This is a genomic window from Bradyrhizobium sp. Crot121 (assembly GCF_059512385.1).
In genome coordinates this window covers 25,618-52,428 of sequence record NZ_JCAMOR010000040.1, presented here as the reverse complement: position 1 = coordinate 52,428, position 26,811 = coordinate 25,618, and the positions used below count along the sequence as shown (strand labels likewise).

22 protein-coding genes are annotated in these 26,811 nt (G+C 62.3%); 7 read left to right on the top strand and 15 right to left on the bottom strand.

The features are described 5' to 3' along the window. The first annotated feature begins 196 nt into the window (after positions 1 to 196). The 3 genes from AC5ZGW_RS28710 (at position 197) to AC5ZGW_RS28700 (ending at position 3,622) form a co-directional block, all read left to right on the top strand. On the top strand, positions 197 to 952 hold the full coding sequence (locus AC5ZGW_RS28710) for an outer membrane protein (RefSeq protein WP_130225994.1): 756 nt from the start codon (positions 197 to 199) through the stop codon (positions 950 to 952). Between the two features lie 561 nt (positions 953 to 1,513). Then, entirely contained in the window at positions 1,514 to 2,173 is a 660-nt protein-coding gene (locus AC5ZGW_RS28705) for a hypothetical protein (RefSeq protein WP_130225993.1), read from the top strand. A gap of 153 nt (positions 2,174 to 2,326) precedes the next feature. Further along, positions 2,327 to 3,622 (top strand): TAXI family TRAP transporter solute-binding subunit, encoded by a 1,296-nt coding sequence (locus tag AC5ZGW_RS28700; RefSeq protein WP_496113994.1) that lies wholly within the window; start codon positions 2,327 to 2,329, stop codon positions 3,620 to 3,622. A 51-nt stretch (positions 3,623 to 3,673) separates the two neighbouring features. On the opposite strand, the gene AC5ZGW_RS28695 is transcribed toward AC5ZGW_RS28700, so the two are convergent. From AC5ZGW_RS28695 to cyoA, 12 genes are all read right to left on the bottom strand, one after another. Further along, positions 3,674 to 5,011 (bottom strand): ABC transporter substrate-binding protein, encoded by a 1,338-nt coding sequence (locus tag AC5ZGW_RS28695; RefSeq protein ID WP_130225991.1) that lies wholly within the window; start codon positions 5,009 to 5,011, stop codon positions 3,674 to 3,676. Between the two features lie 396 nt (positions 5,012 to 5,407). Further along, positions 5,408 to 7,036: a GMC family oxidoreductase gene (locus AC5ZGW_RS28690; RefSeq protein WP_130225990.1), complete on the bottom strand. Its 1,629-nt coding sequence runs from the start codon at positions 7,034 to 7,036 to the stop codon at positions 5,408 to 5,410. Between the two features lie 169 nt (positions 7,037 to 7,205). Then, complete coding sequence (locus tag AC5ZGW_RS28685; protein WP_130225989.1) at positions 7,206 to 8,456, bottom strand: adenylate/guanylate cyclase domain-containing protein; 1,251 nt, start codon at positions 8,454 to 8,456, stop codon at positions 7,206 to 7,208. Next, a complete protein-coding gene (locus AC5ZGW_RS28680; protein ID WP_028164261.1) occupies positions 8,453 to 8,842 on the bottom strand; it encodes a response regulator in 390 nt (129 codons plus the stop codon). The genes AC5ZGW_RS28685 and AC5ZGW_RS28680 overlap by 4 nt, the downstream gene beginning before the upstream one ends. A gap of 2 nt (positions 8,843 to 8,844) precedes the next feature. Beyond that, positions 8,845 to 11,892 (bottom strand): GAF domain-containing protein, encoded by a 3,048-nt coding sequence (locus AC5ZGW_RS28675; protein ID WP_165435214.1) that lies wholly within the window; start codon positions 11,890 to 11,892, stop codon positions 8,845 to 8,847. A 148-nt stretch (positions 11,893 to 12,040) separates the two neighbouring features. Next, on the bottom strand, positions 12,041 to 12,574 hold the full coding sequence (locus tag AC5ZGW_RS28670) for a response regulator transcription factor (RefSeq protein ID WP_130225987.1): 534 nt from the start codon (positions 12,572 to 12,574) through the stop codon (positions 12,041 to 12,043). Beyond that, complete coding sequence (locus AC5ZGW_RS28665; RefSeq protein WP_463328207.1) at positions 12,564 to 13,901, bottom strand: ATP-binding protein; 1,338 nt, start codon at positions 13,899 to 13,901, stop codon at positions 12,564 to 12,566. Before AC5ZGW_RS28665 ends, AC5ZGW_RS28670 begins: the two co-directional genes overlap by 11 nt. A 25-nt stretch (positions 13,902 to 13,926) precedes the next feature. Beyond that, the gene (locus AC5ZGW_RS28660; RefSeq protein ID WP_283813259.1) at positions 13,927 to 14,751 is read right to left on the bottom strand and encodes an SURF1 family protein; all 825 of its coding nucleotides are present in this window, start codon (positions 14,749 to 14,751) and stop codon (positions 13,927 to 13,929) included. Beyond that, positions 14,748 to 15,143, bottom strand: a complete 396-nt coding sequence (gene cyoD, locus AC5ZGW_RS28655; protein WP_130225985.1) for a cytochrome o ubiquinol oxidase subunit IV — start codon at positions 15,141 to 15,143, stop codon at positions 14,748 to 14,750. Before cyoD ends, AC5ZGW_RS28660 begins: the two co-directional genes overlap by 4 nt. Continuing rightward, positions 15,140 to 15,769 (bottom strand): cytochrome o ubiquinol oxidase subunit III, encoded by a 630-nt coding sequence (gene cyoC / locus AC5ZGW_RS28650; RefSeq protein ID WP_130225984.1) that lies wholly within the window; start codon positions 15,767 to 15,769, stop codon positions 15,140 to 15,142. The genes cyoD and cyoC overlap by 4 nt, the downstream gene beginning before the upstream one ends. Continuing rightward, complete coding sequence (gene cyoB, locus AC5ZGW_RS28645; protein WP_130225983.1) at positions 15,766 to 17,775, bottom strand: cytochrome o ubiquinol oxidase subunit I; 2,010 nt, start codon at positions 17,773 to 17,775, stop codon at positions 15,766 to 15,768. The genes cyoC and cyoB overlap by 4 nt, the downstream gene beginning before the upstream one ends. 10 nt (positions 17,776 to 17,785) lie before the next feature. Beyond that, positions 17,786 to 18,952, bottom strand: a complete 1,167-nt coding sequence (gene cyoA, locus AC5ZGW_RS28640; RefSeq protein ID WP_130225982.1) for a ubiquinol oxidase subunit II — start codon at positions 18,950 to 18,952, stop codon at positions 17,786 to 17,788. Between the two features lie 186 nt (positions 18,953 to 19,138). Here cyoA and AC5ZGW_RS28635 point away from each other — a divergent pair, with 186 nt between their 5' ends. Then, positions 19,139 to 20,455, top strand: coding sequence for an MFS transporter (locus AC5ZGW_RS28635; RefSeq protein WP_245474716.1), 1,317 nt, complete (start codon positions 19,139 to 19,141; stop codon positions 20,453 to 20,455). Positions 20,456 to 20,575: 120 nt separating this feature from the next. Here AC5ZGW_RS28635 and AC5ZGW_RS28630 read toward each other — a convergent pair whose 3' ends face one another. Together AC5ZGW_RS28630 and AC5ZGW_RS28625 are read right to left on the bottom strand one after the other, a co-directional pair. Continuing rightward, positions 20,576 to 22,105: a M48 family metalloprotease gene (locus AC5ZGW_RS28630; protein ID WP_130225981.1), complete on the bottom strand. Its 1,530-nt coding sequence runs from the start codon at positions 22,103 to 22,105 to the stop codon at positions 20,576 to 20,578. 145 nt (positions 22,106 to 22,250) lie between these two features. Continuing rightward, complete coding sequence (locus AC5ZGW_RS28625) at positions 22,251 to 23,045, bottom strand: thermonuclease family protein (protein ID WP_130225980.1); 795 nt, start codon at positions 23,043 to 23,045, stop codon at positions 22,251 to 22,253. A 212-nt stretch (positions 23,046 to 23,257) separates the two neighbouring features. Here AC5ZGW_RS28625 and AC5ZGW_RS28620 point away from each other — a divergent pair, with 212 nt between their 5' ends. From AC5ZGW_RS28620 to AC5ZGW_RS28610, 3 genes are read left to right on the top strand one after another with little or no spacing between them, the layout of a single operon-like run. Next, positions 23,258 to 23,776, top strand: a complete 519-nt coding sequence (locus AC5ZGW_RS28620) for an Mpo1 family 2-hydroxy fatty acid dioxygenase (protein ID WP_130225979.1) — start codon at positions 23,258 to 23,260, stop codon at positions 23,774 to 23,776. Between the two features lie 25 nt (positions 23,777 to 23,801). Continuing rightward, the gene (locus AC5ZGW_RS28615; RefSeq protein WP_130225978.1) at positions 23,802 to 24,851 is read left to right on the top strand and encodes an NAD-dependent epimerase/dehydratase family protein; all 1,050 of its coding nucleotides are present in this window, start codon (positions 23,802 to 23,804) and stop codon (positions 24,849 to 24,851) included. 25 nt (positions 24,852 to 24,876) lie between these two features. Then, positions 24,877 to 25,503 (top strand): methyltransferase family protein, encoded by a 627-nt coding sequence (locus tag AC5ZGW_RS28610; protein WP_130225977.1) that lies wholly within the window; start codon positions 24,877 to 24,879, stop codon positions 25,501 to 25,503. A gap of 130 nt (positions 25,504 to 25,633) precedes the next feature. Here the strand turns inward: AC5ZGW_RS28610 and AC5ZGW_RS28605 are convergent, their stop codons facing one another. Beyond that, positions 25,634 to 26,491, bottom strand: coding sequence for a LysM domain-containing protein (locus AC5ZGW_RS28605; protein ID WP_349645076.1), 858 nt, complete (start codon positions 26,489 to 26,491; stop codon positions 25,634 to 25,636). Positions 26,492 to 26,811 lie beyond the last annotated feature (320 nt).

Below are 26,811 nucleotides of genomic sequence, written 5' to 3'. Positions count from 1 at the left end.
CACAAAGCGCATAATTCGAAGTGTCAGAGTGGCTGCCACTTATTCCCGAAACAAAATCCGAGTGTTGCCGTACTAGCACAAGTTTGGCGGGTGAAATGATCTATGCTCGCGGGTGGAATTGGAATGCAGACGTTAATCGCCGCAACAAGTCCATCGGCCGTCCGATCCTTAGGCGACGCCGAAGAGGGGGAACGATATGAAGAAATTTTTGCTGGGCACTGTTGGTTTGATTGCACTCGGCGCGACCGCGCCGGCGCTGGCCGCTGATATGGCGGTCAAGGCGCCGCCACCGCCGCCGCTTCCGCCGGTCTACAATTGGACCGGCTTCTACGTCGGCGCCAATGGCGGCTGGGGCCAGAGCCGCAATTGCTGGAACTTTATCGACGCGTTCGGTGGAGTCTTCAGCGACGGGTGTCGTGAGCGGTCCGGCGGTCTGGTCGGCGGTCAGATCGGGTATCGCTGGCAGTTTGGCGGCGGCTGGGTGGCCGGCCTGGAAGCCCAGGGGGATTGGGCCGATCTCCAGAACACGCGCGCCAGCCTCATCGATCCATTTTTCTCGACGCGCGTGAAAACGGACGGCATTGGCCTTTTCACCGGTCAGATCGGCTATGCCTGGAACACGTCGCTGCTGTACTTCAAGGGTGGCGCAGCGGTGACGAGCAACAGCTTCAGCGTTCTCGATACGCTTACAGGCAGTAGTCTGGCCTCGTTCAGTTCGACCCGCTGGGGCGGTAGCGTGGGTGTCGGATACGAGTACGGCTTCGCACCGAACTGGTCGGTCGGTGTCGAGTACGACCACCTGTTCATGGGCAATGCGAACAATTCGTTCTCGGTGGTCAATCCCATCGTTGCCGGTGCGCTCAATCGGATCAGCCAGGACGTGGACATGGTCACGGTGCGCGTGAACTATCACTTCAACTGGGGCGGTTATGCCCCGCCTGCCCCTTACTGATCGACTGTCAATCTCCAGCAAACTTCAAGCCCCGGCATCGTCCGGGGCTTTTTGTTGAGCGGGCCCGATCGTCCTGGCCTGCGGCAATCGGTCATTCGTGCTGTCCTAGAGCGTGATGACTTCTCTTCGAATCGTCATCCCGCTCTAGCCCTTTGTTTGAGCATGATCTTTTCGGAAAACCGGTGTCCACTTTTCCGGATCATGCTCTAGTGATCACGTTTGTTCGCGCAATTCCATTGCACATCCGTCAACGTCGCTTCTGCTTTCTTGAGCGCTTGCGGCCTCCTCCCGGAGGATTGCTGTCGCCGGCTTCGTCTTGTCGGTTGCAACGCCGGCGCAGGCGTTGAGGCCCGGTCACATTCACTCCGCAAGAGGCGGCGCTAACCAGCCCCTTAAGCCCACATAGAGCGTCGCCGTCCTTGACACGTTTGCTTCAGCCGACTGCGAGCGGGAATTGTGCTCGCTCGCCCTGCCTTGACCTAAGTCAATGTCAGCCGGATGACCGATCATTGAATTAGGAGCAAGAGCCATTCCGTTGCGCTTCTGATTGGGGAGAGATGAGTGATCAGGACGCTACTCACACTCTCAGCCATTTTCCTGTCGGCGGATTGCGCGAGCATGGAGATTACGCGCGTGGCGGGTTGCTCCGGAGATGTCCTGAGGCTGCGGGGCGATATCGAAGAGGGCGACTACATACGATTTAGATCTCATTTCAGCGCCCAGCGGCGAGTTCTCGGCATCGATCTCAGCTCGAAAGGTGGAAAACTCGATGAAGGATTCCAGATCGCAATCTTCACGCGTCAGAAGCGGTTGACGACGTACGTTTCGGGAGAGTGCGACTCGGCATGTGCGTTCATTTTCTTGGCGAGCCGGAAGCGCTACGTATCGGAGAGCGCAACGATCGGAGTTCACTCGGTTTCAAACGGCCATGGCGGAGAAGATGTCAAAACGATCCGCGATACCATTTACCTGGCCAGGTTGTCGGCGAAACTCGGCATTCCCCTCTCAACGATTGGAAGAATGGTGACGACGCCCGCAGGAAAGATCTCTTTTCTGAATGAGGATGACCTGTTGGCGCTGAAGGCGATCGTTCGCGATCCTTTTGAGGGCATAGTGGGAGAAAAGAACTCGCCAGAAAACTGCAGCACCAATCAAACAAAAGCAGCTTCGAACCTGAAACAATCGGCTCCAAAAGCGGCCAGCCATTCGACAATGGATTAGCGGAGGTGGGTCACACAGAACAGTCGTAGTGGCGGTGTCCTTAATGACTTGGTTTTCGAGGGTCGCGCAGGGGGAGAGGCAGGTTCGGCCGATGATCATTTGTCGAGAATAGGCATGGACGCAATCAAGCTGCCGATCTGGTTGCGCGTCGCTATGGTGGCCGGGCTGGTTGCCCTGGCCGCGGGGGCAAGTCTATTCGCGTATCGCTGGTATGTCCGGCCGGTCACGCTGTCGATCGCGGTCGGATCCTTGGACGGCGAGGCGCCAAGAGTCGTTTCCGCGCTGGCGAGTCGCCTCACCGAGGTGAACGCGCCGGTCCGGCTCAAGGTGGTTGAAACCACTGGCGCAGTCGAGTCCGCCAACGAGTTTGCCGCGGGCAAGACCGATCTGGCGGTGGTCCGCGGCGACGTCGGCGACCTGTCGCAGGCGCAAGCAATCGTCGTCCTCGCTCAAGCGGTGGTGTTGCTGGTCGCGCCACCGGGATCGTCGATCACGGACATGAGCGGCCTCAAGCGCGTCACTGTGGGGGTGGTTGGAGGCGAGACCAATCAGAAGATCGTCAGCGCGCTGACCAAGGAATACGCCCTTGATCGCGCCAATGTCGTGTTCAAGAACCTTGCGCCGGCCGACACGCGCCGGGCGGTCGACAGCAAGGAGGTGCGCGTCGTCCTTTTCGTGATGCCCATGACCGAGAAGTATTTGTCGCTGGTGCGGGGACTCTTCTCCCAGAGCGGGAAAGCCGCCCCGGTCCTGATCCCGATCGATGCTGCGGGAGCCATAGCCGAGAAGGAGCGCGCGTACGAGAGCTTCGACATCCCCAAGGGTACGTTGCGAGGCTCCCCTCCGATCCCGGCAGATGATGTCACGACGCTGAAAGTTTCGTTCTACCTGGTTGCCAAGAAGTCCCTTGATAACGATCTGGTTGCTGATTTCACGCAAGCCTTTACGAGCGCGCGCCGAGACCTGTCGGGCGAACTGCCGATCCTGGCGCAGATGAAGGCGCCCGATACTGACCCCGGCGCCTATCTTCCGGTTCATCCAGGCGCCGCGGAGTTCTACAACGGCACCCAGCAAAGCTTCCTGGACAAGTGGAGCAACGCGATTTTTCTCACGCCAATGGCATTGGGCGCGCTTGCCTCAATATTGGCAGCGGCCTGGAAATTTCTCAGATCCGGCGAACTCGAGACCAAAGAAGCTGCGCTGGATTCGCTATACGCGCTGGGACAAAGGATCAGAAAGGCTGAAACGGAATCGGAGCTGTTCGAGATTGAAAATCAAATCGACGAAGTTTTGCGTGCGCAGCGTGCCAGAGCGGGGACCGACGACGAAGGCGCCCTTGATGCCGCTACGCTCAATGTCGCCGCCCATCGGCTTGAGAATCTCATCCATGATCGAAAGGCAGCGCTAGCCATAGCAGGCCAACAGACCAAGTTGAAAACCACGTCGTGAGGCTATTAGCAATCGCGTCTGAGTTCGTCGCCATGGATTGCGTGCGTGTCCTCAGCTCCTCATGAAACCTTCGCACTCGGCTTCCGCCCATCCGAGGGTCCTCTCCATTGCTTCACCCTGCGAGTGGCGCAGGCACATCTTGGTCAGCGTCGCTTGCGAGTAGATCTGCTGCGCGACTTTGGGCGGTGCTGGCGAGGCCGCAACTGACAGCTTCTGATGGTTATAGGGGTTCGGATAGTGATAGAGCGTGCCCTTTGGCGGCTCCGCTTCCGCCCAAACCTCCAGTGTCGTGAGGTTCTGGTAGGCCGGCAGATCATAGCCGCCGCTGGCGACCACCAGCTTCTCAATCGATGACGGCTGCGAGAGATGCGCAAGCAGGCTCTTGGCCGCCGCCTTGTTCCTGGAGAATTGCCAGATGGCCCAGAAGAAGGGCACGTAGGGCGCGAAGCGACCTCTTGGGCCGGCCGGAAAGCCGTGGGTCCAGCATTGCTGGGCAACTTGCGGAGCGTCGCGCTTGGCGACTGCCCAGGCGCTCGGCGGGTTCATAATCAGCGCGCCCCTGCCGGAAATCAGCCATTTGTTGTTGGAGGCATCGTCCCATGCCGCGACGTCTGATGGCAGGAAGGCGATCAGCTTCTTGTAGAAATCCAGCGCCTGCCGGACGGCGTCGGTCCTGACAGTCAGGTTGCCTTTGGCGTCGACGAGTTCTGCGCCGAACGACTGGAAGATCGCGCCGGCGGTATCAGTGCTGTCAGCGGTCTCGCCGACACCGATGCCGAAGGGGAAGCCGCCTTTCTGGCAGGCCTCGGCAGCCCTAAGGAACGTATCCATGGTCCAGTTGTCCGCTTTCGGCGGGCTGCCGGCCGGATACATCTCCTGCACGTCGATATTGGCGTATTTCTTCATCAGGTCGATACGCGAGCAGGGACCCTTGATCTGGCTGCCGACGCACGAGGGAACGGCGAGCCACTTGCCGCCCGCCTGGCCGAGATATTCGACTGTGTAGTTGACCGCGCCGTTCTGCTGGATGATCGGCGCCATGATGTCGTTGACGGACTCGAGCAGTTCGGCATTCGCATGCGGCAACCACGTGGCCATGACCAGGATATCGTGGCCGGATCTGGCTTGCGCTTCGGCGGAGACGGTCAGGAGGATCTTGTTGCCCTGGCTGGTGATGTAGTCGATCTGAGCCTCGACCTTTTCCTTCGCAGCCCATTCATTGACGAGATCGGTTAAGGTCTTGTTGGCGCCCGGCACCCAGTGGTCCCAAAAACCCATCGACAGTTTGCCAGCGGCGTAAGCGCCGCGCACATATGGCGCCGTGATCAGCGCTGCGGACGACATGGCAGTCGCACTTACAAATTGTCGTCGCGAAAGCTTTCGTGACATTGTTCCCTCCATGATGGCCAATTGGTGTTTTGTTTTTCGTGGGCTTCGGCGCGGTGCGCGGAAAAGCGAGCGCGCAAGCCTATGGTGACTTGCTTCGCGTGAGATTGAGTAGAATTGATTGATCGAAACACTGCATCGCCAAACGACTCGCGGCAGCAGCGCATTATTGTGTGAAATTCAATGCCTAAAGTTGTGTTGGAGCAAGCGGTATAATCCGACAGCCACCCTGTCCCAACGTTTCTATCCGTCATCGGATCGCTTCAGAACCAAGAAGCGAACGACTCATTGCTCCGATTGGGCTGCGCCGCGTTCTGCCTGTTCGCGATGGAGGAACGGTCGCTCGCCGGCCAGTCGAGATAACGAGGGCGCCTTGCCATGGCGGCGGCGCCCGGGCCACTATTGTGCCGGGGTCAAGCCATGCGTTTCCAGGACCTGTCCCTGTTGGCCGCGGATCAGATCAGAGGCCTTCTCGGCGATCATGAGAACACATGCATTTATGTGCCCAGATACGATTGTTGGCATGACTGACGCGTCGACGATCCGAAGCGAGGTCGCGCCAAGGACTGAAAGCTGGCTGTCCACGACACTCCCGATTCCGCAAGTGCCGCACGGATGGTTTGCGGTGATCGCCGTGCTTCGAATCCACTGTTCAATATCGCCGTCCGATTGGACGCGCGAAGGTCCGGCTGATTTTCCTGCCAGCGAGGCAACCGCCGGGTGAGCGGCCAATTCGAGACCGATTTTTGCTCCACGCAGCAACGTCGCAAGGTCATCCGGGTGCTCGAGGAATCCGTTGCGGATTCTCGGTGCATCAAGGGGGTTTGTCGATCTCAACGAGACCTCCCCGCGACTTTTTGGATGCAGCAATGTTGGACGGATCGCAAAGCCGTCTTCAAAAGCCGGACGAATCCCTGGGAACCAGACGTAGGGCTGAGCGGCCGTTCCCCGAAACATGAATTCGATGTCCGGCGCCTCGAGCGAAGGATCGGTCTTGACGAACCCGAAGAGATACCTCGGAAGCATTGTCCCAGGTCCGGTCCCAAATAGATAAGCTCGGACCAGGGCTAACGAAATTCGGTCAAGGCGCATCGTCCTGTGGAAGGCACCCGGCGTGGGGCGGCTCCAGTTGAACCATGCAGCAAGGTGATCTTGCAAATTCTGGCCTACCGGCAGATCGATAAGTGTTTCGATCCCAAGAGAGGCGAGATGCTTCGTCGGCCCGATACCCGACAACATGAGCAAATGTGGCGTGTGATACGCGCCCGCACACAGTATGACCTCTCGATTCGCCATCACGTAGGCGCTTCGCCCACCGCTGACGTACCGTACTCCCACCGCTCGGGTACCCTCAAAAACGATTTGAGTCGCTTGCGCTCTGGTATGAGGTACCAGATTTGCGCGCTTCAGCGCGGATCGAAGGTAGGCTGAGGCTGTCGTCTCTCGACGGCCTTTCCAGGTGGTATTTTGGATTATCCCGAACCCCTCGTGCGTTTCTCCATTGAAGTCGTTCGTGAATGTGAAGCCGAGGTCGCGCGCAGCGGCGAGCCAGGCGTCGAACAGCGGATCGACTGAGCGCGAGAACTCGACGTGTATCGGCCCCGATCCGCCGCGCAATACGCTTCCTCCTTCCTGCCACGTTTCACAACGTTTGAAGTAAGGGAGAACATCGCTGTAGGACCATCCTCGGGCGCCCGCGCGAGCCCAGCCGTCATAGTCGGCACGATCGCCGCGCGTGAATGCCATCACGTTGATCGAGTGAGATCCGCCCAACACTTTCCCGCGCTTTGCGGGAATCACGCGGCCATTGAGACCGGCATCAGGCTCAGCCATCAGGCCCCAATCGTAGATCCCATACTCATGAAGCTTTCCTAGTCCGATCGGAATGCGGACCAGCGGATTTCGGTCGTATCCACCTGCCTCGAGCAAGAGAACAGTTGAATTGGCATCCTCGGAGAGACGGCTCGCCAGGACACAGCCCGCGGAGCCTGCTCCAACAACGATATAATCGTACGATCGTCGTTTCAATTTTTCGACGCTCCAGGACTGCGCTCAGAGGGCGCCTGCACCAAGCAGCGCAATGGCCCTGGCGTTAGAAGTAATCAATCAAGAAGAGCCAACAAGCCCGACACCGCAGCGTTCGATGCCGATGTCCGACCATTAATATGTTTCATCTGTAACGGAAACGTGCGCCCGGTCAGGCGAGCTCGATGCGGATGCCTTTGGCGCCGTTGAGCAGCCGCCGCAAATGATAGCTGGCGAGCGGATCGTCGGCATGCGTTCCGACCAGTGCGGCGAAAGCCGGCATGGCCGCGGCGTCACCCGACTCAAGCTTGGCAAAGGCGGTCGCATATTGCGTCGTGGCCGGCGCATCGAATCTTGCTGCCGATAAAGGCTCGTGGGCGCGCAAAGGCTCGCTGCGTCCGCGCAGGACAAGATCGCCGATCGGTCGTCCCTTGAAGTCCTGTGCCGCGTTTGCGACCGCGTCACTGACGCAGATCCGCGTGCCCAGCGCCTTGTTCGCGGCTTCCAGCCTGGCGGCGGTGTTGATCGTGTCGCCATAGGCCGTGTAATCGAAGAAGCGGTTGCCGCCGAAATTGCCGACCAGCGCCGGGCCGGCGTGCACGCCGATCCGTGTGGCGCCGAAATTCACGCCTCTCTCTTTCCAACGCCCGCGAAACGCTTCCGCCCATTCATCGAGCGCCTGTGCGCAGGCAATCGCACGGGTCGCATAGTCGGGCTGGTCGCCCGGCGCATTGAACAGCACCTGGATGGCATCACCGATCACCTTCGCCACCGTTCCCTCATGCGCGAAGACGACATCCGTCAGGCCGCCGACATACTCGTTGAGCAGTTCCGCCAGCACCTCGGGCACGGCCGTCTCGACCAGCGAGGTAAAGCCCGTGATATCGGTGAAGATCACGGCGACCTCGCGCCAGCGCACCTCCATGTCGTCGCCGTCGTCCCCGGCGGCAAGGCGCTTGGCGAGCTCGGGCGAGAAATAGCGCGACAGCGAAGCGTGGGCGCGCTCCGCCTCCATCTGGCGGCGGCGTGCCTCGCGCAGGACTTCGATGTGACGCATCGTCTTTTCGATCGTCATCTCCAGGTCGGCGAAATCGATGGGCTTGGTGATGAAGTCGAATGCGCCGCGATTCATCGCGGTGCGGATGTTGCTCATGTCGCCATAGGCCGAGACGATGATGGTCGACTTCTTGTCCTCTGCCTCCTGCAGTTTTGCCAGCAGCGACAGGCCATCCATGCGCGGCATGTTGATGTCGGAGACGACAAGATCGACATGGGGATGCTGCTCGATCGACTGAAGGGCTTCAAGCCCATCACGCGCGAAGACGAAGCTCACCAGTCCGTCGCGGATCTGCCGGCGGAATTTCTGGAGCACGAGCGCCTCCAGATCCGGCTCGTCGTCGACTACGAGAATGGTGGCGGTCATGCGGATCGTTCCAGCCTCGCGTCGATCTCCTGGCGGACCTGGCTGAAGTCGATCGGCTTGGTCAAGAGGTCGTCCGCGCCTCGCTCCAGCGCCTTCTTGCGCGTCGCGGCATCTCCGTAGGCCGTAATCATGATCACGGGAACGTCAGGCCGCCGGGCGCGGACCTCCGGCAGCATCTCGAGCCCGCTCATCCCGGGCATGTTGATGTCGGAGAAGATCAGGATCAGCGAGTGCTCGCCGACGTCGGATATGCGGGTCAGGGCCTCCGACGCCGTCCCGGCAAAATCCATCACAAAGCGCTGGGCGCGAAGATCGCGGCGAAATTGCTGGCGGAACAAGGCCTCCACATCGGGCTCGTCATCCACCACCAGGACCATCACACTCACGGCTAACCTCTGTTACTATCCGAAAAATTACTTCTGCGCGGCAGCAGGATGGTGAACTCGGTGAACGCGCCGGGTTCGGTCTCGACATTGATCGTGCCGCCATGCTGCTTGACGATGATGTCATGGCTCATGGAAAGTCCAAGGCCGGTACCTTCCCCTGCCGGCTTGGTCGTGAAGAACGGGTTGAACATCTTCTCCTTTACCTCGGGCGGAATGCCGACGCCGTTGTCGCGGATCCGGATTTCGACGTATTCGCCACGGCTGAGTGTGCTGGCGCTGACCTCCGGTTCAAATCCTGGACCATTTTCGCTGCCCCGCTTGGCGACCGCATAAAAGCCGTTCGAAATCAGGTTCAACAGCACACGCGTGATCTCCTGCGGGAACACCTCGGCCGTGCCGGCATCCGGGTCGAGGTCGCACCTGAGGGTCACGTTGAACCGCGGCTTCTCGGCGCGTGCGCCGTGATAAGCGAGGTTGAGACTCTCCTCCACAAGCGCGTTCACGTCGGTCGGCCGGTGCTCACCGCCGCCCTCCCGCGAATGTAGGAGCATGTTCTTGACGATGGAATCGGCGCGTTTGCCGTGCTGCACGATTTTTTGCAGATTGCCCTTCAGGAGGCCGCTCAGCTCATCGACCTCGTCGCGGACGCTGTCGGCGAGTGACGCTGATGCCAGCAAATCGCTCAGCTCGCCCGTCAGTTCCGCGGAAAGTGCGGCAAAATTGTTGACGAAGTTGAGCGGATTCTTGATCTCGTGCGCGATGCCGGCCGTGAGCTGACCAAGGGAGGCGAGCTTTTCGGTCTGGATCAGGCGATCCTGCGCGGCGCGCAGATCGTCGAGGGACTTTGCAAGTTCCCTGGTGCGGGCCTGCACCTGCTCGAACAGCCGCACATTGCCGATTGCGATCACGGCCTGATCGGCGAAAGTCTGCAAAAGTGCAATCTGCTTGTCGGTAAACGGGTGCACCTCGTTGCGGCGAAGCACGATCGCGCCGATGCTCTCGTTTTCCCGCAGCAGCGGCACGCTCAAAATGGTGCGGTGTCCCATTTGAAGCGCAAGCTCGCGGCCTTCCGGAAAGTCAGTTTGCTCGTCACGGAGATCGGCGACATGCACAGGGGTCTGGTCGACAAAGGCGCGGCCCGCAGTCCAGTTGCGATTGATCGGCCATTTCTCAAGGGGAATGGGAATAGGCCCGTGATGAGCGCTGAATCGCAGATCGTTGCCGTCCTTTAGCGCCACGGCGGCGTCATAGGCATCGCAAAGCTCGCAGGCGCTGTCGACGATTGCCTTCAATGCCGGTCCGACATCTGTCGGCGAGGACGCAATCACTTTCAGGATGTTCGCGCTGCCGGTCTGATAGGTGAGGGCTTCCTGCAGATCGCGGGTCTTGGCCTGCACTTCGTTGAACAGCCGCGTGTTTTCGATGGCGATCACGGCCTGATCGGCAAACGTCCTGAGCAGGGCAATCTGGTTGTCGGCGAACGGGCCCGCTTCGGCGCGCGAAACACCGATCGTGCCGATCGCAACGCCTTCGCGCAGCATCGGCACGACGATGATGCTTCGATATCCTCTGGCGCGCGCCATCTCCTTGACGGCCTGGGAGACATCGGGTTCGGTTTCGATATCGTTGCGAAATGCGATGGTTGAACTCTGTGCGACCCGGCTGTGAATCCCCGGGGACGTCAGCGGGGTAGGGAACGAATTCTCTATCTCCCTGTCCCCGGCTTCGCTTCCCGCCGTGTGGGCTGCCAGATGAAGCATGTCATCCACAACGCGCGTGACGAGCGCCGTCTGGCCGCCGAGCAGCCGCTTCGCACTTTCGGCGATGGCGTCGAATACCGGCTGCACGTCGGTTGGCGAGCTCGCGATGACGTTGAGAATGTCGGCGGTCGCCGTCTGTCGCTCCAGCGCTTCTCTTGTCGCGTTGAACAGGCCGACGTTCTTGATCGCGATCACGGCCTGGTCGGCGAAAGTCTGCAACAGCCGGACCTGGTGCTCGCCGAACGCGCCGGTCGCCCGGCGCGTGGTGATGATGATGCCGATGATCTCGCTCTCGCTGACCAGCGGGGCGAACAACATGCTGCGATAGCCGCGCGCACGCGCGATATCCCGTGCGGCCGGCTCGAGCTCGGTGTCGGGCAGTTGCGCGGCCGTACCATCAGCCACGAGCTGGTAGGGCGGGAATTGAGCGAAGGGCATTGGAAACGCCGCCTGCAGCGCAAGGTCACCGGCAGGATCGGTCGGGGTGAAGGCCGCCAGATGGGCGGCGCCGCCCGCATAGCGAAGCACCGCGGTGGAAAAGCCGCCGATCAGCCGGTTGGCGTTGGCCGCGATGGCCTCGAACACCGGCTGCACGTCGGACGGCGAACCTGCCATCACATTCAGGATATCGGCGGTGGCGGTCTGCCGCTCCAGCGCTTCCCGCGTCTCGTTGAACAGACGCGCGTTCTCGATCGCGATCGCGGCCTGATCGGCGAAGGTCTGCAGCAACTGCACGTGGTCAGCGGCAAACGCGCCAGGCTCGGCACGTGTGACGCTGATCATGCCGACGGGCGTTCCCCTGTTCATCAGCGGCATGAACAGGACGCTGCGGAAACCGCGCAGCCTTGCCAGCTCCTTGTTCAGTTGCGGGACGTCGTCGGCCTCGCTGTCCGGAAACTGAACCGTCTTGCCATCGCGAACCCGGGCAAAGGTCGGAAAGTCTGCGATCTGTCGCGGGAATGATGACTTCAGTCCCTCGTCCGCCTCGGGGCTGGTCGGCGTGAACGCCACCAGATGAAGTTCATCGCCGATGAATTGGAGCACGGTCGCGGAGAAGGCGCCGAGCAGGCGCTTGGAGCTGGACGCGATGGCCTCGAACACCGGCCGGGCATCGGACGGGGAGGCTGCGATGGTGCGCAGGATCGCCGCGCCGGCGTTCTGGCGATCACGCGCAACCGCAAGCTCGCTTTGCAGGCGTGCATTCTCGGCTGCACCGGAGCGCAATTGCTGCTCGAGCTCGTCGATCCTGCGCCTCAGCTCGGCGGCGATATCCTGGGAAAGCGCGGTCATTCGTGATCCGGTTCGGCGCCGCGACGCGAGCAGGCGCACTGCGCGGCCGACGGGGGCCGGCCAGCCTATTTGCCGCATTATCACATCCCGCCCGGCCGGGGGCCAGTGCCCCGCGGCGCGCCGATATCTGCGCTCGAAAACGCTCCAGTCACTTCACTTGGCGTTTTTCCAGCTTTCGGGCCAGGGTCCGGCGGTGCATACCAAGCCGCCTTGCGGCTTCGGAGATGTTGAAATCGGTTTCGATCAGGGTCTGGTGAATGCGTTCCCATTCCAGGGTCTTGATCGAGGTGGGACGCGCGGCCACCTCGATATCGGCGTTGCCCTCCGCTTTGCGGAAGGCGGCTTCGATATCGTCTGTGTTCGACGGCTTGGCGAGATAATGGCAGGCGCCGAGCTTGATGGCTTCCACCGCGGTGGCGATGCTGGCAAATCCGGTCAGCACGACGATCAGCATCTCGGGATCGTGCATATGCAGCGCTTCCACGCAGGCCAGCCCCGAGGCGCCGCCCAGCTTGAGATCCACCACGGCATAGCCGGGGGTTTTCTCTTCAAGCACTTTGCGGGCCTCGTCGAGCGACGCCGCCACGACGACCTGATAGTCGCGCCGCTCGAACGAACGTTTGAGGGTGCGGGCAAAGCCTTCTTCGTCTTCCACGATCAAAAGCAGCCGTTCATCCGTCAAGGCTGCCTCCGATCGCAAGCGTTGCCAGGGGCAGTTCGAGGCTGATGGTTGCGCCTCCCTCTGCATTGTTTCGCGCCGTCACGACCCCGCCGAGCTTGCGCACGACATTGACGACCAGGAACAGGCCGAGGCCGCTTCCCGGGCGGCCCTTGCTCGACTGATAGGGCTTGCCCAACTGCGCCAGCATTTCCGGCGCAAAGCCCGGTCCGCGATCGGTGACCGACAGCATAAGCCGGTCGTCGGCGCGCTCGGCCGCAAGTTCGATCCAGTCGCGCGACACTTCGGCGGAATTGTCGAGCACGTTGAAGATCGCCTGTTTGAGCGCGACCTCGGAGACAACAGGCAGGTCGGTGCCGAACTCGTTCCGGAAGTACAGCGTAGCCGACGGGCGCGTCGTGCGCCACTCCTGGACCAGCGCCGCGAGAAATGCAGTTACAGTCGTCGGCGACGATTCTTCGCCGCGCGCCTCGCCGGCCGAGACGAGAATACCCGTGACGATCGACTTGCACCGTTGCAGCGACGTTTCCATCTCGAACAGATCGTCCGAGAGCTCCGGATTCGATGTGAGGGCTGGCATGCGGCGCCAGTCGCCCAGGATCACCGACAGCGACGCCAGCGGGGTGCCGAGCTCATGCGCCGCCCCGGACGCAAGCAGGCCCATGCGGACGATGTGATCCTGCTCGGCGGCATGCTGGCGCAGCGCCGCCAAATTGGCATCGCGTTTCCGCAGGTTGTGGTTGATGCGCGTCACGAACACCACGAGCAGGACGGCATTGAGCGCAAAGCCGATGAACATGCCGGCGACATGAAGGCTGAACGGATCGCTGAAGCCGTACTGCGGCAGCCCGAGCGGGCGATAGGCGACGGTCAGCCCGGCGAAGCTCAAACAAGCCAGCCCGACCAGCGACCAGGTCGAGCGCGCGTCGAGCAGGACCGCGCCGAGCGTCACCTGCAGAAGGTAGAGCGATGTGAACGGATTGGTCGCCCCGCCGCTCAAATAGAGCTGGCAGGTCAATGCAGCGACGTCGAGCATCAGCGCGAGCAGGAGTTCGCGATTGTTGATCTCCGCCCGGTAGCGCACCCAGACCAGGCTCAACAGGTTGAGCGCCACGAGGGCTGCGATCACGCCGGCCATCGGCAGGATCGGCAGGGCGATGCCAAGCCATTGATCGACGAACGCGATCGTCACGATCTGGCCGATCACCGCGGTCCAGCGGAGCTGGATCAGCAGCGCCATGTTCTTGCGGTTGGTGGTGTCGTCGGTCGATTTTGGCGCATCCAGCGCGACCGGGGCTGTGCCGGCGCCGGCCTTCGCCGGCTCCGTCATGGCCTCGCCCGCCGTTTTCCCGTGGTCATGCTGATCCGATATGCGCTCGAGCATCTGGGCCCGTCTTGCGAGATAAATTGCGTGCGGCGGCCACCAGGCTCCGCACGGCATCGCGCCGCGCATCGAAGTCGCGGACATGGTCCCTGACGCGCAAAGCGCGCAGGAGTGCGGCCGCCAGCATAATGGCCATGGCGAACCATGTCAGCGCGTAAATCAGATGGTTGTTTGGGAACCTGACGACGGTCAGCCCGCCGATCGGATAGCCGCCGCCGTTCGGGGTCGCGTCCGCATCGACGAAGAACGGTGCGACCTGCGACTGTCCACGCGCCGCGGCGATCGCTGCGACGTCGCGGGAATACCAGCGGTTTGCCGCCGGGTCGTTGCTGCGCAGGAAGCCGCCCTCTGGCTCGGTGATCCGCAGCAGGCCGGTAACGCTCACTATTCCGGGCGGGTTTCCCTCGCGCCGTGTTGAGGGCTCCCGCCGCTCCGGGGGAACAAAGCCGCGATTGACCAGGACCGTGGCGCCGTCCGTCGTCTGCAGCGGCGTCAGGACCCAGAAGCCGCGGCCATAGTCGGTCACGGCCGCCACCAGCGTCTCGCGCTCATGCAGGAAGTGGCCGCTGACGGTTACCCGCCGGTATTCGTCGCTCGACGCGGTAATCGCGTGCCACGACGAGGGCGCGGGGATCGGCTGAGGGGCTGCATGCTGGCGCTGCTCGACCCGGTCGATCAGTGCCAGCTTCCATGTCCTGCGCTCAAGCTGCCACACGCCGAGCGCGGTCAGCGCGACCACGCCCAGCGCCGCAAGGGCGACCAGCAGCAGCGAGAGGGCAGATGGGCGCGCCGTCACTGCATGGTGCTCATGTCATGCCCGGGCATCATGTTGACGTTGAGGTGATGCATGACCCAGAGCGTTCCGGTCAGTCCGATCACCACCATGATGATGGTGAAGATCAGCGCCATCATGGTCCAGCCGCCCTCGGAGCGGGTGTTCATGTGCAGGAAATAGACCATGTGGACCACGATCTGGATCGCCGCCAGCGCCGTGATCGCAAGCCCGGTGAGCTGCTTGTCTCCGAGCACGCCGCTCATCACCAGCCAGAACGGGATCGCGGTGAGGATGACGGAGAGGCCGAATCCGATCAGGTAGCTTTCGCGCGAGCCGCCGGCATGGTGCTCGCCATGTCCGTCTGCAGGATGTGCGTCGTGCGCGGGTTGCAGGGAGTGAGTATCGGCTTTCATCGGAGCATTCCCATCAGGTAGACAAAGGTGAACACGCCGATCCAGACCACGTCGAGGAAGTGCCAGAACATGCTGAGGCACATCAGACGCCTGCGGTTGGCCTCGATCAGGCCGTAGCGCGCGACCTGCACCATCAGCGTCACCAGCCAAACCAGGCCGAAGGTGACGTGCAGGCCGTGGGTGCCGACCAGCGTGAAGAAGGACGACAGGAAGGCGCTGCGCTGTGGCGTCGCGCCCTCGTGGATCATGTGGGCGAATTCGAACAGTTCGATGCTGATGAATGCCAGGCCGAACAGCCCGGTTATCACGAGCCAGGCCTGCATCGCGCCGACGCGCGACTTCTCCATCGCCAGCATCGCGAAACCATAGGTGATCGACGACAGCAGCAGCATCGAGGTGTTGACCGCCACCAGCGGCAGGTCGAATAGATCCTTGGGCGCCGGGCCTGCCGCGTAGTTGCCGCCGAGCACGCCAAAGGTCGCGAACAGCATCGCGAAGATGAGACAGTCGCTCATCAGGTAGATCCAGAAGCCGAGCATGGTGCTCGCGCCTTCCGGATGCTCGTGCTCGTCGACGACGTAGAAGACCGGTTCGGAATTTTGTGGAGGGACGACGGCGAGTGTCATGACTTGGCTCCAGCGGCAAGCAGGTGCGTGCGCGCATCTTCCACCCGGACGACCTCATCGGCCGGAATGTGATAGTCGCGGTGATAGTTGAAGGTGTGGCCGATCGCGACCGCGAGCAGGCCGATGAAACTCACGGCCGCCAGCCACCACATGTACCAGATCAGGCCGAACCCCATCGCCGTGGCCAGCGCGGCGAGGATGACACCCGTGCCGGTGTTGCTCGGCATGTGGATCGGCTTGAACCCGGTGAGCGGACGCCGATAACCGCGGCGCTTCATGTCCCACCAGGCGTCGTTGTCGTGAACGACGGGGGTGAAGGCGAAGTTGTAGGCCGGCGGCGGCGACGAGGTCGCCCATTCCAGGGTGCGTGCATTCCAGGGGTCGCCGGTCACGTCCTTCAGCGCTTCGCGCTTGAGCACGCTGACTGCGATCTGAACCAGGAAGGAGATGATGCCGAGGAAGATCAGGAATGCACCAATGCCGGCGATGATGAACCAGATCTGCAGGCTTGGGTCGTCGAACACCCGCAGGCGGCGTGTGACGCCCATCAGGCCGAGCACGTAGAGCGGCATGAAGGCGAAGTAGAAGCCCACCACCCAGAACCAGAACGACAGCTTGCCCCAGAATGGATCGAGCCTGAAGCCGAAGGCCTTCGGAAACCAGTAGGCGATGCCGGCAAACGCGCCGAACACCACGCCGCCGATGATCACGTTGTGGAAATGGGCGATCAGGAACAGGCTGTTGTGCAGGACGAAGTCGGCCGGCGGCACCGCCAGCAGCACGCCCGTCATGCCGCCGATCACGAAGGTGAACATGAACGCGACCGTCCACATCATCGGCAATTCGAAGCGGATGCGGCCTCGATACATCGTGAACAGCCAGTTGAACATCTTCGCTCCCGTCGGGATCGAGATGATCATGGTGGTGATGCCGAAGAAGGAATTCACGCTGGCGCCCGAGCCCATCGTGAAGAAGTGATGCAGCCAGACCAGATAGGACAGGATCGTGATGACGACGGTGGCGTAGACCATCGAGGTGTAGCCGAACAGGCGCTTGCCCGAGAAGGTCGAGGTCACCTCGGAGAAGATGCCGAACGCCGGCAGCACCAGGATGTAGACCTCGGGGTGGCCCCAGATCCAGATCAGGTTCACGTACATCATCGGGCTGCCCCCGAAGTCGTTCGTGAAGAAGTTGGTGCCGATGTAGCGATCGAGCGACAGCAGCGCCAAAACCGCCGTCAGCACCGGGAAGGAGGCGACGATGAGGACGTTGGTGCACAGCGAGGTCCAGGTGAAGACCGGCATCCTCATCATCGTCATGCCGGGCGCGCGCAGCTTGACGATGGTACAGATCAGGTTGATGCCTGATAGCGTCGTGCCGACGCCGGCCACCTGCAGCCCCCAGATGTAGTAATCGACACCGACGTCAGGACTGTAGCCGATATTCGACAGCGGCGGATAAGCGAGCCAGCCGGTGCGCGCGAATTCACCGACGAACAGCGAAATCATCACCAGCACCGCGCCGCCGACCGTCATCCAGAAGCTGAAATTGTTGAGGAAGGGGAACGACACGTCGCGCGCGCCGATCTGCAGCGGGACGACGTAGTTCATCAGCCCGGTGACCAGCGGCATGGCGACGAAGAAGATCATGATCACGCCATGCGCGGTGAAGATCTGATCGTAGTGGTGGGCGTTGAGATAACCTTCGGAGCCGCCAAAGGCGATCGCCTGCTGCAGGCGCATCATGATGGCGTCGGCAAAGCCGCGCAGCAGCATCACAATGCCGAGGATCATGTACATGATGCCGATGCGCTTGTGGTCGACGGTGGTGAACCACTCGCGCCACAGATAGCCCCAGAGCCGGAAATAGGTGACGGCGCCGAGCAGCGCGGCGCCGCCGAGCGCGACCACGATGAAAGTGCCGACGACGATCGGCTCATGCAGCGGCAGCGATTCCAGTGTCAGGCGGCCGAAAATCGCTTTGGCGAGGGAGGAAGTATCGAACATGCGGCGCTCTTTAGGAGTCTGATTTCGGACGCGGTCCGAGAAGAAGGGAACTCGAGGATGGATTGGCGGGCGAGAACAGCGGCCGCTTGAGGCCGGCCCCGCGCAGCGGCGTCGTGTCGAACGGGACGGTGCTCTCCGGCTCGGATTGCCCCTTGAGTTCGTCGACCGAGCAGATGCCCGCCACGTAGGTCGGTTCGGGCCCGAACACCGCGCCGCGCCGGGCATATTTGTCGTAAGTCAGCGGCAGCGTGTTGTTCAGTCCTTCGCGACCAAGCCCACCCTTGGCATCGATCGCCATCATCTCGCTGGCGCACATCTTGCCGGGCTCGACGCACATGTTGACGATCGCCTTGAACAGGTCGCTATCGACGGAGCCGTAGCGGCGGACCGGCTCGTTGGCGCTCGGGCGTTCGAGCACGAGGTATTCGTTGCGGCCGAGCATGTCGCCGCTTGCCTTGACGTTCGTGATCCACTTGTCGAATTCGGCCGTCGTCAGGCTGTGGAACGCGAAGTACATCCCGGAGAAGCCGGCGCCGCTGTAATTGGCGGAGAAACCCTTGTAGACGCCGGGCTTGTTGGTCACGGCGTGCAGCTTCGTCTCCATGCCCGGCATGGCGTAGACCTGGCCGGCCAGCGCCGGAATGTAGAAGGAGTTCATCACGGAGGAGGCCGTGATTCGGAAACGAATCGGGCGATCGACGGGAGCTGCAAGCTCGTTGACGGTGGCGACGCCGTACTCCGGATAGATGAAGAGCCATTTCCAGTCGAGCGCGACCACCTCGACATTGAGCGGCTTGTCCTGGGCCTCGATCGGGCGATCGGCGTCAATGCGGCCAAGCGCGCGGTAGGGGTCGAGCAGGTGGGTGGCCATCCAGGTCAAGGCGCCCAGGCAGACGATGATCAGGAGCGGCGCCGACCAGATGACGAGTTCGAGCTGGGTGGAATGGTCCCATTCGGGCTCATAGCGCGCTGATGTGTTCGACGCCCGGTAGCGCCAGGCGAACAGCGCGGTCAGCGCCATCACCGGCAGGACGATCAAGAGCATCAGAACGGTGGAGATCACGACCAGGTCGCGCTGCTGCACGGCCACGTCGCCGGCCGGGGCGAGTACGACAAAATCGCAACCTGAAAGAGCGGCTGCGAGCGGCAGCAACGCCAGAATCCTCAAGACACGCACGGTGGAACCTTGTTGGAAATTTCCTATGTGAAACAGGGGGTAGCTGCGATGCAACAAAGAGGACATTGGACAATTTGTCCAATGTTGCAGTGCGCAATAGCGGCCCAAACAGCGCCTTTGAGGCCGCTAGCGGCAAGACCGGATGGTGGCCGTCTCAATCAAGAACGGAATAAGGCATAAGGCGCGATGGCGATGACACAGGCCCCAGCAATGGCTCACGGCCACCCGATGACGGCAGGTCACGAACCGGCGCGCCCGGGGGAGATCGCCATCGGCGTCATCATCGGCCGCACGTCCGAATTCTTCGATTTCTTCGTCTATGCGATCGCATCCGTGATCGTGTTTCCGCGCCTGGTGTTCCCATTCGCGAGCGAGCTGACCGGGACACTTTATTCTTTCGGCATCTTCGCGCTGGCCTTCGTGGCGCGTCCGCTCGGGACCGTCATCTTCATGACGATCGACCGCCATTACGGTAAGAGCGCGAAGCTGATTATCGCGCTGTTCCTTCTGGGCACGGCGACGGTGGCGCTCGCCTTCCTGCCCGGCTATGAGACGATAGGCGTCGTCGCGATCTGGCTGCTGGCGCTGGCGCGTGCCGCCCAGGGCCTGGCCTGGGGCGGGGCCTGGGACGGCCTTGCCTCGCTGCTGGCGATCAACGCGCCGCGACATCACCGCGGCTGGTACGCCATGGTGCCGCAGCTCGGCGCGCCGCTCGGACTGATCGTGGCAAGCGCCCTGTTCGCGTTCTTCGCCGGCAACCTGTCCGCGGAGGATTTCTTCGACTGGGGCTGGCGCTACCCGTTCTTCGTCGCGTTCGCGATCAACGTGGTCGCCCTGTTCGCACGGCTGCGCATGGTGGCGACTCCGGAATATGATTCGGCATTCGAAAGCCGCGAGCTGCAGCCGGCTCGCATCGTCGATACGGTTCGTGACGAGGGGCGCAACATCCTGCTCGGCGCCTTCGCGCCGCTGGCGAGCTTTGCGCTGTTCCACATGGTCACGGTGTTTCCGCTCTCCTGGGTGTTCCTGTTCACCCGAGAAAGCCCGGTGCGTTTTCTCATCATCGAGATGATCGGCGCCGCGTTCGGCGTGGTGGCGATCGTGGCTTCGGGAGTGATCGCCGATCGCGTCGGGCGAAAATTACTGCTGACCGGGTCGGCGATCGCGATCGCCGTCTATAGCGGCTTCGCTCCGCAACTGCTCGATGCCGGCGCCGTCGGTGAAACCATCTATATGGTGCTGGGCTTCATTCTGCTGGGCCTGTCGTTCGGCCAGTCTTCGGGAGCGATCGCCTCCAGCTTCGCGCCGATGTACCGCTACACCGCCTCGGCGCTGACCTCGGACCTCGCCTGGTTGTTCGGGGCCGGGTTTGCGCCGCTCGCCGCACTCTTGCTCGCGACCCATTTCGGCCTGATCTCCGCCGGCGCCTATCTCTTGTCCGGCGCGGTGTGGACGCTGCTGGCGCTCTGGCTGAGCGGGCTGCGCGAAAACATCATCGAGTAGCGGCGAACGGGGAAAGACTAGAGCTTCGGTTCTGATTGAATCAGAACCGAAGCTCCAGATTCTTGTTTTGACGCGTTTTCCTCGCGCGAACCGGCAATCCACTTCGCTCGAAACGCTACGTTACTCCACCACGATCTTCACGCGATCGCGGGGTTTGACCTGGGCGTGGGCGTCCAGCCCGTTGAGGACGCGGAAGCGCTCGGTCGGGTGGTCGACGCCGCTCATGCGGTGCGAGAGCGATTCCACGGTGTCGCCGGGCTGCACATTGATGACCTTGATGCGCAGCGGGCGCGCGGCCTGGATTTCCTCGAGCGTCAGGCGGCGGAACGAATTGACGGTCTCGCGCGCATTGCGCTCGCTCTCGGTGGTCTTCTGCTTGGCCGCGAAGATGAAGCGATAGACGTCGCTGCCGAAGCGCAGTGCGTAGACTTTGAACTGCCATTGGTCGCCCCGCGCGGTGGCGGACGCCGCCGGGAAGCCGTTGACGGTGATATCCTCTGTGGAAGCCTTGTCGACGCCTTCCATCCAGCCGGAGTTGAGATAGTCGCCGAGCGACTGTTCCGCCGGCACCCGCACCACATCGAACCGCATCGCCTGCGCGCCGCCTTCGCGAACGCCGATCACCGCCTGCGCGGTGTTGTCGAGCGTGAAGTTCTCCGGGGCCTGGAAGGTGAACCCGAGCTTGGGGTGCAGAAAGCGGCGGCCGCGGACGAAACCCTCGCTCGGGTCTTCGCCATAGACGATGTTGTCGATCGCGGCGAGATAGGTCTCGCGGTCGCGCTCGGCACCTTCGGGCGCCGCATATTGCCGCGCTGCGGCCTGCGCATTGGAAATGCGTTCGGGCGTTGCCGGATGCGAGGACAGGAAGTCCTGCGCGCGCGGATCGAACGAGGCCTTGCCGACCTTCAGCGCCGCATTGCGCTCCATCGCCGTGAGGAAGCGCGAGGCACCATAGGGGTCGAAATGCGCGCGCGCGGCGATGCCGACGCCGATGCCGTCGGCCTCGAATTCCTGCTGGCGCGAGAAGCTCGCCATCGTGAGCTTGGTCTTGGCCAAAGCGAGCGCAGTGAGATCGGGATCATTGCTCATGTCCGTGACGACGCGCGTCACCACCGCCGCCTGCCGTGCCTGGTCTTCGCGGATGGAGGCGTGCTTTGCGAGTACGTGCGCCATCTCGTGGCTCAGCACGGACGACAACTCCGAGGTGTCGCTGGCGAGCGCGATCAGGCCGCGCGTGACATAGAGCTGGCCGGTCGGCAGTGCGAAAGCGTTCACCGCGCCGGAATTGAGGATCGTCACCTTGTACCCCTGGTCGGGACGGTCGGACGCGGCGACCAGCCGATCGACTGTCTTGCTGATCAGGCCTTCCAGCTTCGGGTCGTCATAGGCGCCGCCATAGGTGGCAAGGATCCGCTCGTGCTCGCGCTCGCTCGCCGGCGTCTGCGCGACCGTGGGCTTCGGTTTTGCCGGTTGGGGCGCCGCGACCGGAGCTGCGGTTTCGAACCGGCCGGCGCCGAGATTGCCGCAGGCGGACAGCAGGGTCGCCGCGCACAAAAGCGCCAGCGCAGCCGAAAGGCCGCGGCCCGTCCTGTCCCGCCGTCCCACACCCTCAATCACGCCAGCTACTCTCAAGCTGCCGGAAGATATCATGGTCCGACCCGCCGGATCACGACCCCATCCCTGTTTGCGCCCTGTTTACGCATGATCTCTCGGAAGAACGAGCTTCCCGGATCATGCTCTCATCTGTTTGCTTGAGCACGACCTTTTCGGAGAGCCGCTTCCCCTTTTCATGCCCTTAGTTCCCGCCGAGCACTTCTAATTGCCCCACCCGGAGCAGTTCGATCCGTGGCCCGTTGCGCGCTTCGATCCAGCCGCGGATGCGAATCCGTCGATTTTCCAGTGACTTAGGCGCAAACCCAGCCGCCTCGAGCGCGGGGATCATGCGCCTTGGAATAGTCACAGCAAAGTCCCGTGTCCAGTTCCGGCCAAAGTTGAGGTAGGTGGTTGCTCCCGCCTGACGGACGGACAAGACCTTCCCCTCGACCACCGCAAAACGCCCGATCCCCGCCAAAATATCGCCCGGACTTTCCGCGTTTTTTATGGCCGAGGCGTCGGCCCACGTTCCCCTTTTGGCCTGCCTCGCCTCGGCCTCGGCGGCAAGCAATAGGGTGGCGCAATCCCGGTTCGAGACATCAGGCGATACCATCGCCTGGCCCTGCTTCAATAGCTCGCTTTGCACGGCCGCGTCGGAGCCCGAGACAAAGACGAACGCCGCCTGGCGTCCATAGCGGTCCGGCGCGTCGTCCTCGCCCTGCAGCGAGATGTCGCGTCCCATCACCAGCGCCGACAGGGCTGCGGCCCCTTTCTGCCGGTCCGCAATCTCGATGCCGGCGAGGCGGATCTCGCGGCCGTCCTCGAGACGAAAGCTGCGCCCGCCGGTCACGGACACGACCCGGCCCTCGCCCTGGGCTTCGAAAGCGCATCCCGCCGCGCGGGCCGAATCGGCTATCACCGGAGGCATGAGGCACAACAGCAACATTTGTGCACAAAATTTCGCGTGATGCGCTGTCACTTTGTGGCCCCGTGTCATGACGCCGCTGCTAGCCGACTGAATTAGGACATGATTTTCCGTAACGACGTCGGTCTCCGTCCGACACTATCCCCGGGGCATTTTGACTTGAGGCCGATTGCGAGCATAAGTAGCACCCCATCGGCGGGGACCAGCAATGAAGCCGGAGCGCTGGATTTCGCGCAAGCCAGTCTTGCCGTGCGTCCGGGCACAACAGGAAAGATAAGTGCTGCATGAACTCGTTTTTTCGGCGGCAGTTGACCGATTACGTTGAATATCATCGTGACCCCTGGAATTGCGTGATGCATGTGTTCGGCATCGTGTTCCTGTTCCTGGCGGCCATTCTCCCCCTCAGCCTGTTGTCCTTCACTCTGTTCGGAGTTGAGGTCAGCGCGGCCGTGCTCGCCGTGCTGCCGGTCCTGTTCTACTGGTTCTTGCTCGATCTTGCGCTTGGTGCGGGAATCTTTTGCGGGGCTGTCGCTCTGCTGTCACTGGCCGCCTGGATTGTCAGTCATGTGACCATCACCGGCTTGTGGTCGCTTACGGCGGTCCTCCTTGTCGTGGGAGTCGCCTCGCAGATCATCGGGCACCAGGTGTTCGAACGCAGGAAACCCTCGATGGCCGACCACCCCGCCCATCTGCTGCTCGGACCGATGTTCGTGATGGCGAAATTATTCATCGCGCTGGGCTTTCGGCACGATCTCGCGCGTATTATCCAGCCTCCGCAAGATTCCCTGTCGTATTCCCAGTAGCTCCAGCCGTACTGCATCCCACCGCATGACACGAATCCTAGTTACAGGCGGTAACGGCTTCATTGGCAAGCACCTGGTCTCGGCGCTCGTCGCGCAAGGCAGCGACGTGCGTGTGCTCGATCTGCAGCCGCCGTCGCGGGCGTTGCCGAAGGTCGAGTATGTCAAGGGATCGGTGCTTGACTGCGACCTCGTAGACAGCGCCATCGACGGCGTCGACGAGGTGTATCACCTTGCCGGGTTGCCCGGGATGTGGCTGCCGCGGAAAGCCGATTTCCACGATGTCAACTGTGGCGGCACCGAGGTCGTGATCGGGACCGCGTGCAAGCGTGGCGTGAAGCGGCTCCTGCACTGCTCCACCGAATCAATCCTGTTCCGCGCCTCGCGATCGGACGATCGCCTCGCCGACGACGCGCTATTGCCCGACGACATGCCGGGGCCCTATACGCGCTCGAAAATGCTCGCCGAACGCTATGCGATGCAGCAGGCGGCAGCGGGATATCCTGTCGTCATCGGCTGTCCCACGATGCCGATCGGGACCCACGACCACAATTTCACGCCGCCGACGGAAATGCTCCGGCTGTTCCTGAGCCAGCGCGTGCAGCTCTATCTGGATTTCGTCGTGAACCTGGTCGACGTGCGCGATGTCGCGGCAGGGCTGATCCTCGCCATGCAACGCGGGCAGGTCGGACATCGCTACATTCTCGGCGGCGAAGGCATCGCGCTGAAGCAGGTGCTGCGGATCATGGCGCATGTCAGGGGCCGGCGCACGCCGCGCCTTGCGATCAATGGCCGCCTTGCCGAGATCACCGCGGGCATCCTGGAGTTCGTTGCCGATCGCGTGACCCACCGGCCGCCGTCGGGCACGGCCGAAGGGGTGCGGATCGCGCGGCGGGCAGAGGCGCTGTCGATCGAAAAGGCGCAGCGCGAACTCGGCTACGCGCCCGGGCCGGTCGAGCCCGTGCTTCGCGAAACCATTGCGCATCTGCTTGGCTCCGGTCACAATCAGGCGGAATGGGAACCGGCGTCGAGCCCGGGCGCCCAGTCGTTCAATACCACGCGCCGGTTTGGCGTCTGATCCAATCGCCTGATACGGTTGCAATATGTCGCAAGACCCTGGTCAATGGTTCGCGTTTGTCTGGAGCGGGTGGACCGCTACCTGGCCCACCCAGTTGCTCGCCATCATCTGGATTCTATGGGTCATGAGCTGGGTGGCGGCATCGGTCTGGTCCGGCCAGACCAAGAAGCACGTCATGACCTCGGACTCGCTGAGGTACCGCATCCCGATCCTCGTGGGCGCGATTCTGTTCCTGCCATGGACCGGACAGGTGCTGGGGGAAAAGCCGTTGTGGCAGTTCGGCAGCTTCGGCATCTACGTAATGGCGGTCCTGACGCTGGCCGGAATCTCCTTCACCTGGTGGGCGCGAATCCATCTCGGACGGTTCTGGTCGAACGCGATCACGCACAAGGAAGGCCACCACGTCATTGACACCGGGCCGTATGGCCTCGTGCGCCACCCGATCTACACCGGCCTGATCGCGGGAATGCTGGTCACCGGTGTGGCGGTCGGGACGGTGACGGCGATCCTGGGCGCGGTGCTGATCTCGCTTGGCATGGCGCAGAAGGCCCGGATGGAGGAGGTGTTCCTCAGCGCCGAACTCGGCGCGGAGGAATATGGAGCGTATCGCCGTCGCGTTCCGATGCTGATCCCGTTCATGCCGGCCGGTTAGCCGCAGCACGGTTTCTGCTTAAATCGGAATGGCGCCGTAGCCCGGGTGAAGCGCCAGCGGCCGCTCGTAAAGGCTGACGCAGATCCCGGATTGCGCGTTCCGCTCCACCCGGGCTACGTGCAGACATCTATCACCGTGGTCGCGGAGACGACTTCTCGCCCGAAGCCTGGCCCCGCGAAGGGCGGGGAGTGGGACTTGCCGGTCGCTTTGCCGGCTCCGCGGCCGTCGCCGTTGTTGCGGGCTGCTGCGAGACTGGCATCAGGTGGCGCGGGATGACGACGCGCTGGCCGGCGGTCAGTGGGGCATTATCGGAGAGCTGATTGGCCTGGATGAGTGACCACAGCGGGACGTGGTTCACTGTGGCCAGACCCTGCAAGGTGTCGCCTGCGCGGGCGTATTGCGGAATGCCGCTGTCCCACAGCTCGAGCGGCGCATCTTGCGGAACGACGTAGCGCAGCGGTGCAGTCTCGCCTTTGATCTGCATCGGTGTCGTCCCGAGTTGCACGACCGCGTTCACCAACTGGTCGTGGATGGTATCCATCTTGTCGATGTTGATGTGGGTGACTTCCTTGTGGTCCTTCAGGTCGAAGCTTGCATAGTGGCCTTGATAGCCCGACTCGGCGACGACATCGCCGCCCCCCAACACGCTGTCGGACATGAAGATATTGATGAAGCGCTCGACATTGAGCGGCACTTTCCCCGTTGCGTGCGCCGGATCGATGGCGACGATCAGGCTGACCGGGATGTTCTCCTCCTGAAGGACTTCGGCGAATATCACGGAGCAAAGTCCGCCCATCGAGTGCCCGATCAGGACGATCGGAAGAGGATCCTTTTTGTATTCGCGGATCGCCTTGGCGGCGATGAGCCGGCAGATGGTAAACTCGTTAACGTCGGCCTCGACGCCGACCTCCTGGAGGCGGCTGGTCAGTTGATCCATGCCGCGCGAAAAAATCGGGCCCATGGCGCCGCGAAACAGATAGGCGCGCACCCGTGGCGTCGGAGCGGGTTGTTCGGCGGCAGGGGGCGGCAATGCGGCCACCGTGGCAGCGGTATTGGCCTGCTTTGCGGCCGGAGCCGCGAGCGCGAAATGGCAACCGGCCGGCCAGATGCAGGCGACAAGCATTGCCCGAAACACAATGGCCATTAGCGGTTTCGGATTGATCATGCGCCTTCCGCCTGTGGTTTCGGCGCGCAGATACGCCGGCGCCCGATTGCCGGCTGGCCACTTGCCCGCGTTTGAGATGAACTATCGCGCAGGAATTGGCAAGAATTGCGGCGCAACCTGCGCGCCGCAATTCGATAGGCCCG

Bases quoted from the DNA above. Each gene is read 5' to 3' on its own strand.
- AC5ZGW_RS28615 (WP_130225978.1), top strand. From the start codon at position 23,802: ATGACACGAATCCTAGTTACAGGCGGTAACGGCTTCATTGGCAAGCAC.
- AC5ZGW_RS28685 (WP_130225989.1), bottom strand. From the start codon at position 8,456: ATGACCGCCACCATTCTCGTAGTCGACGACGAGCCGGATCTGGAGGCG.
- AC5ZGW_RS28665 (WP_463328207.1), bottom strand. From the start codon at position 13,901: ATGACGGAGCCGGCGAAGGCCGGCGCCGGCACAGCCCCGGTCGCGCTG.
- AC5ZGW_RS28710 (WP_130225994.1), top strand. From the start codon at position 197: ATGAAGAAATTTTTGCTGGGCACTGTTGGTTTGATTGCACTCGGCGCG.
- AC5ZGW_RS28630 (WP_130225981.1), bottom strand. From the start codon at position 22,105: ATGATATCTTCCGGCAGCTTGAGAGTAGCTGGCGTGATTGAGGGTGTG.
- AC5ZGW_RS28625 (WP_130225980.1), bottom strand. From the start codon at position 23,045: ATGACACGGGGCCACAAAGTGACAGCGCATCACGCGAAATTTTGTGCA.
- AC5ZGW_RS28675 (WP_165435214.1), bottom strand. From the start codon at position 11,892: ATGACCGCGCTTTCCCAGGATATCGCCGCCGAGCTGAGGCGCAGGATC.
- AC5ZGW_RS28695 (WP_130225991.1), bottom strand. From the start codon at position 5,011: ATGTCACGAAAGCTTTCGCGACGACAATTTGTAAGTGCGACTGCCATG.
- cyoC (WP_130225984.1), bottom strand. From the start codon at position 15,769: ATGACACTCGCCGTCGTCCCTCCACAAAATTCCGAACCGGTCTTCTAC.
- AC5ZGW_RS28700 (WP_496113994.1), top strand. From the start codon at position 2,327: ATGGTGGCCGGGCTGGTTGCCCTGGCCGCGGGGGCAAGTCTATTCGCG.
- AC5ZGW_RS28620 (WP_130225979.1), top strand. From the start codon at position 23,258: ATGAACTCGTTTTTTCGGCGGCAGTTGACCGATTACGTTGAATATCAT.
- AC5ZGW_RS28635 (WP_245474716.1), top strand. From the start codon at position 19,139: ATGGCGATGACACAGGCCCCAGCAATGGCTCACGGCCACCCGATGACG.
- cyoB (WP_130225983.1), bottom strand. From the start codon at position 17,775: ATGTTCGATACTTCCTCCCTCGCCAAAGCGATTTTCGGCCGCCTGACA.
- cyoD (WP_130225985.1), bottom strand. From the start codon at position 15,143: ATGAAAGCCGATACTCACTCCCTGCAACCCGCGCACGACGCACATCCT.
- AC5ZGW_RS28610 (WP_130225977.1), top strand. From the start codon at position 24,877: ATGTCGCAAGACCCTGGTCAATGGTTCGCGTTTGTCTGGAGCGGGTGG.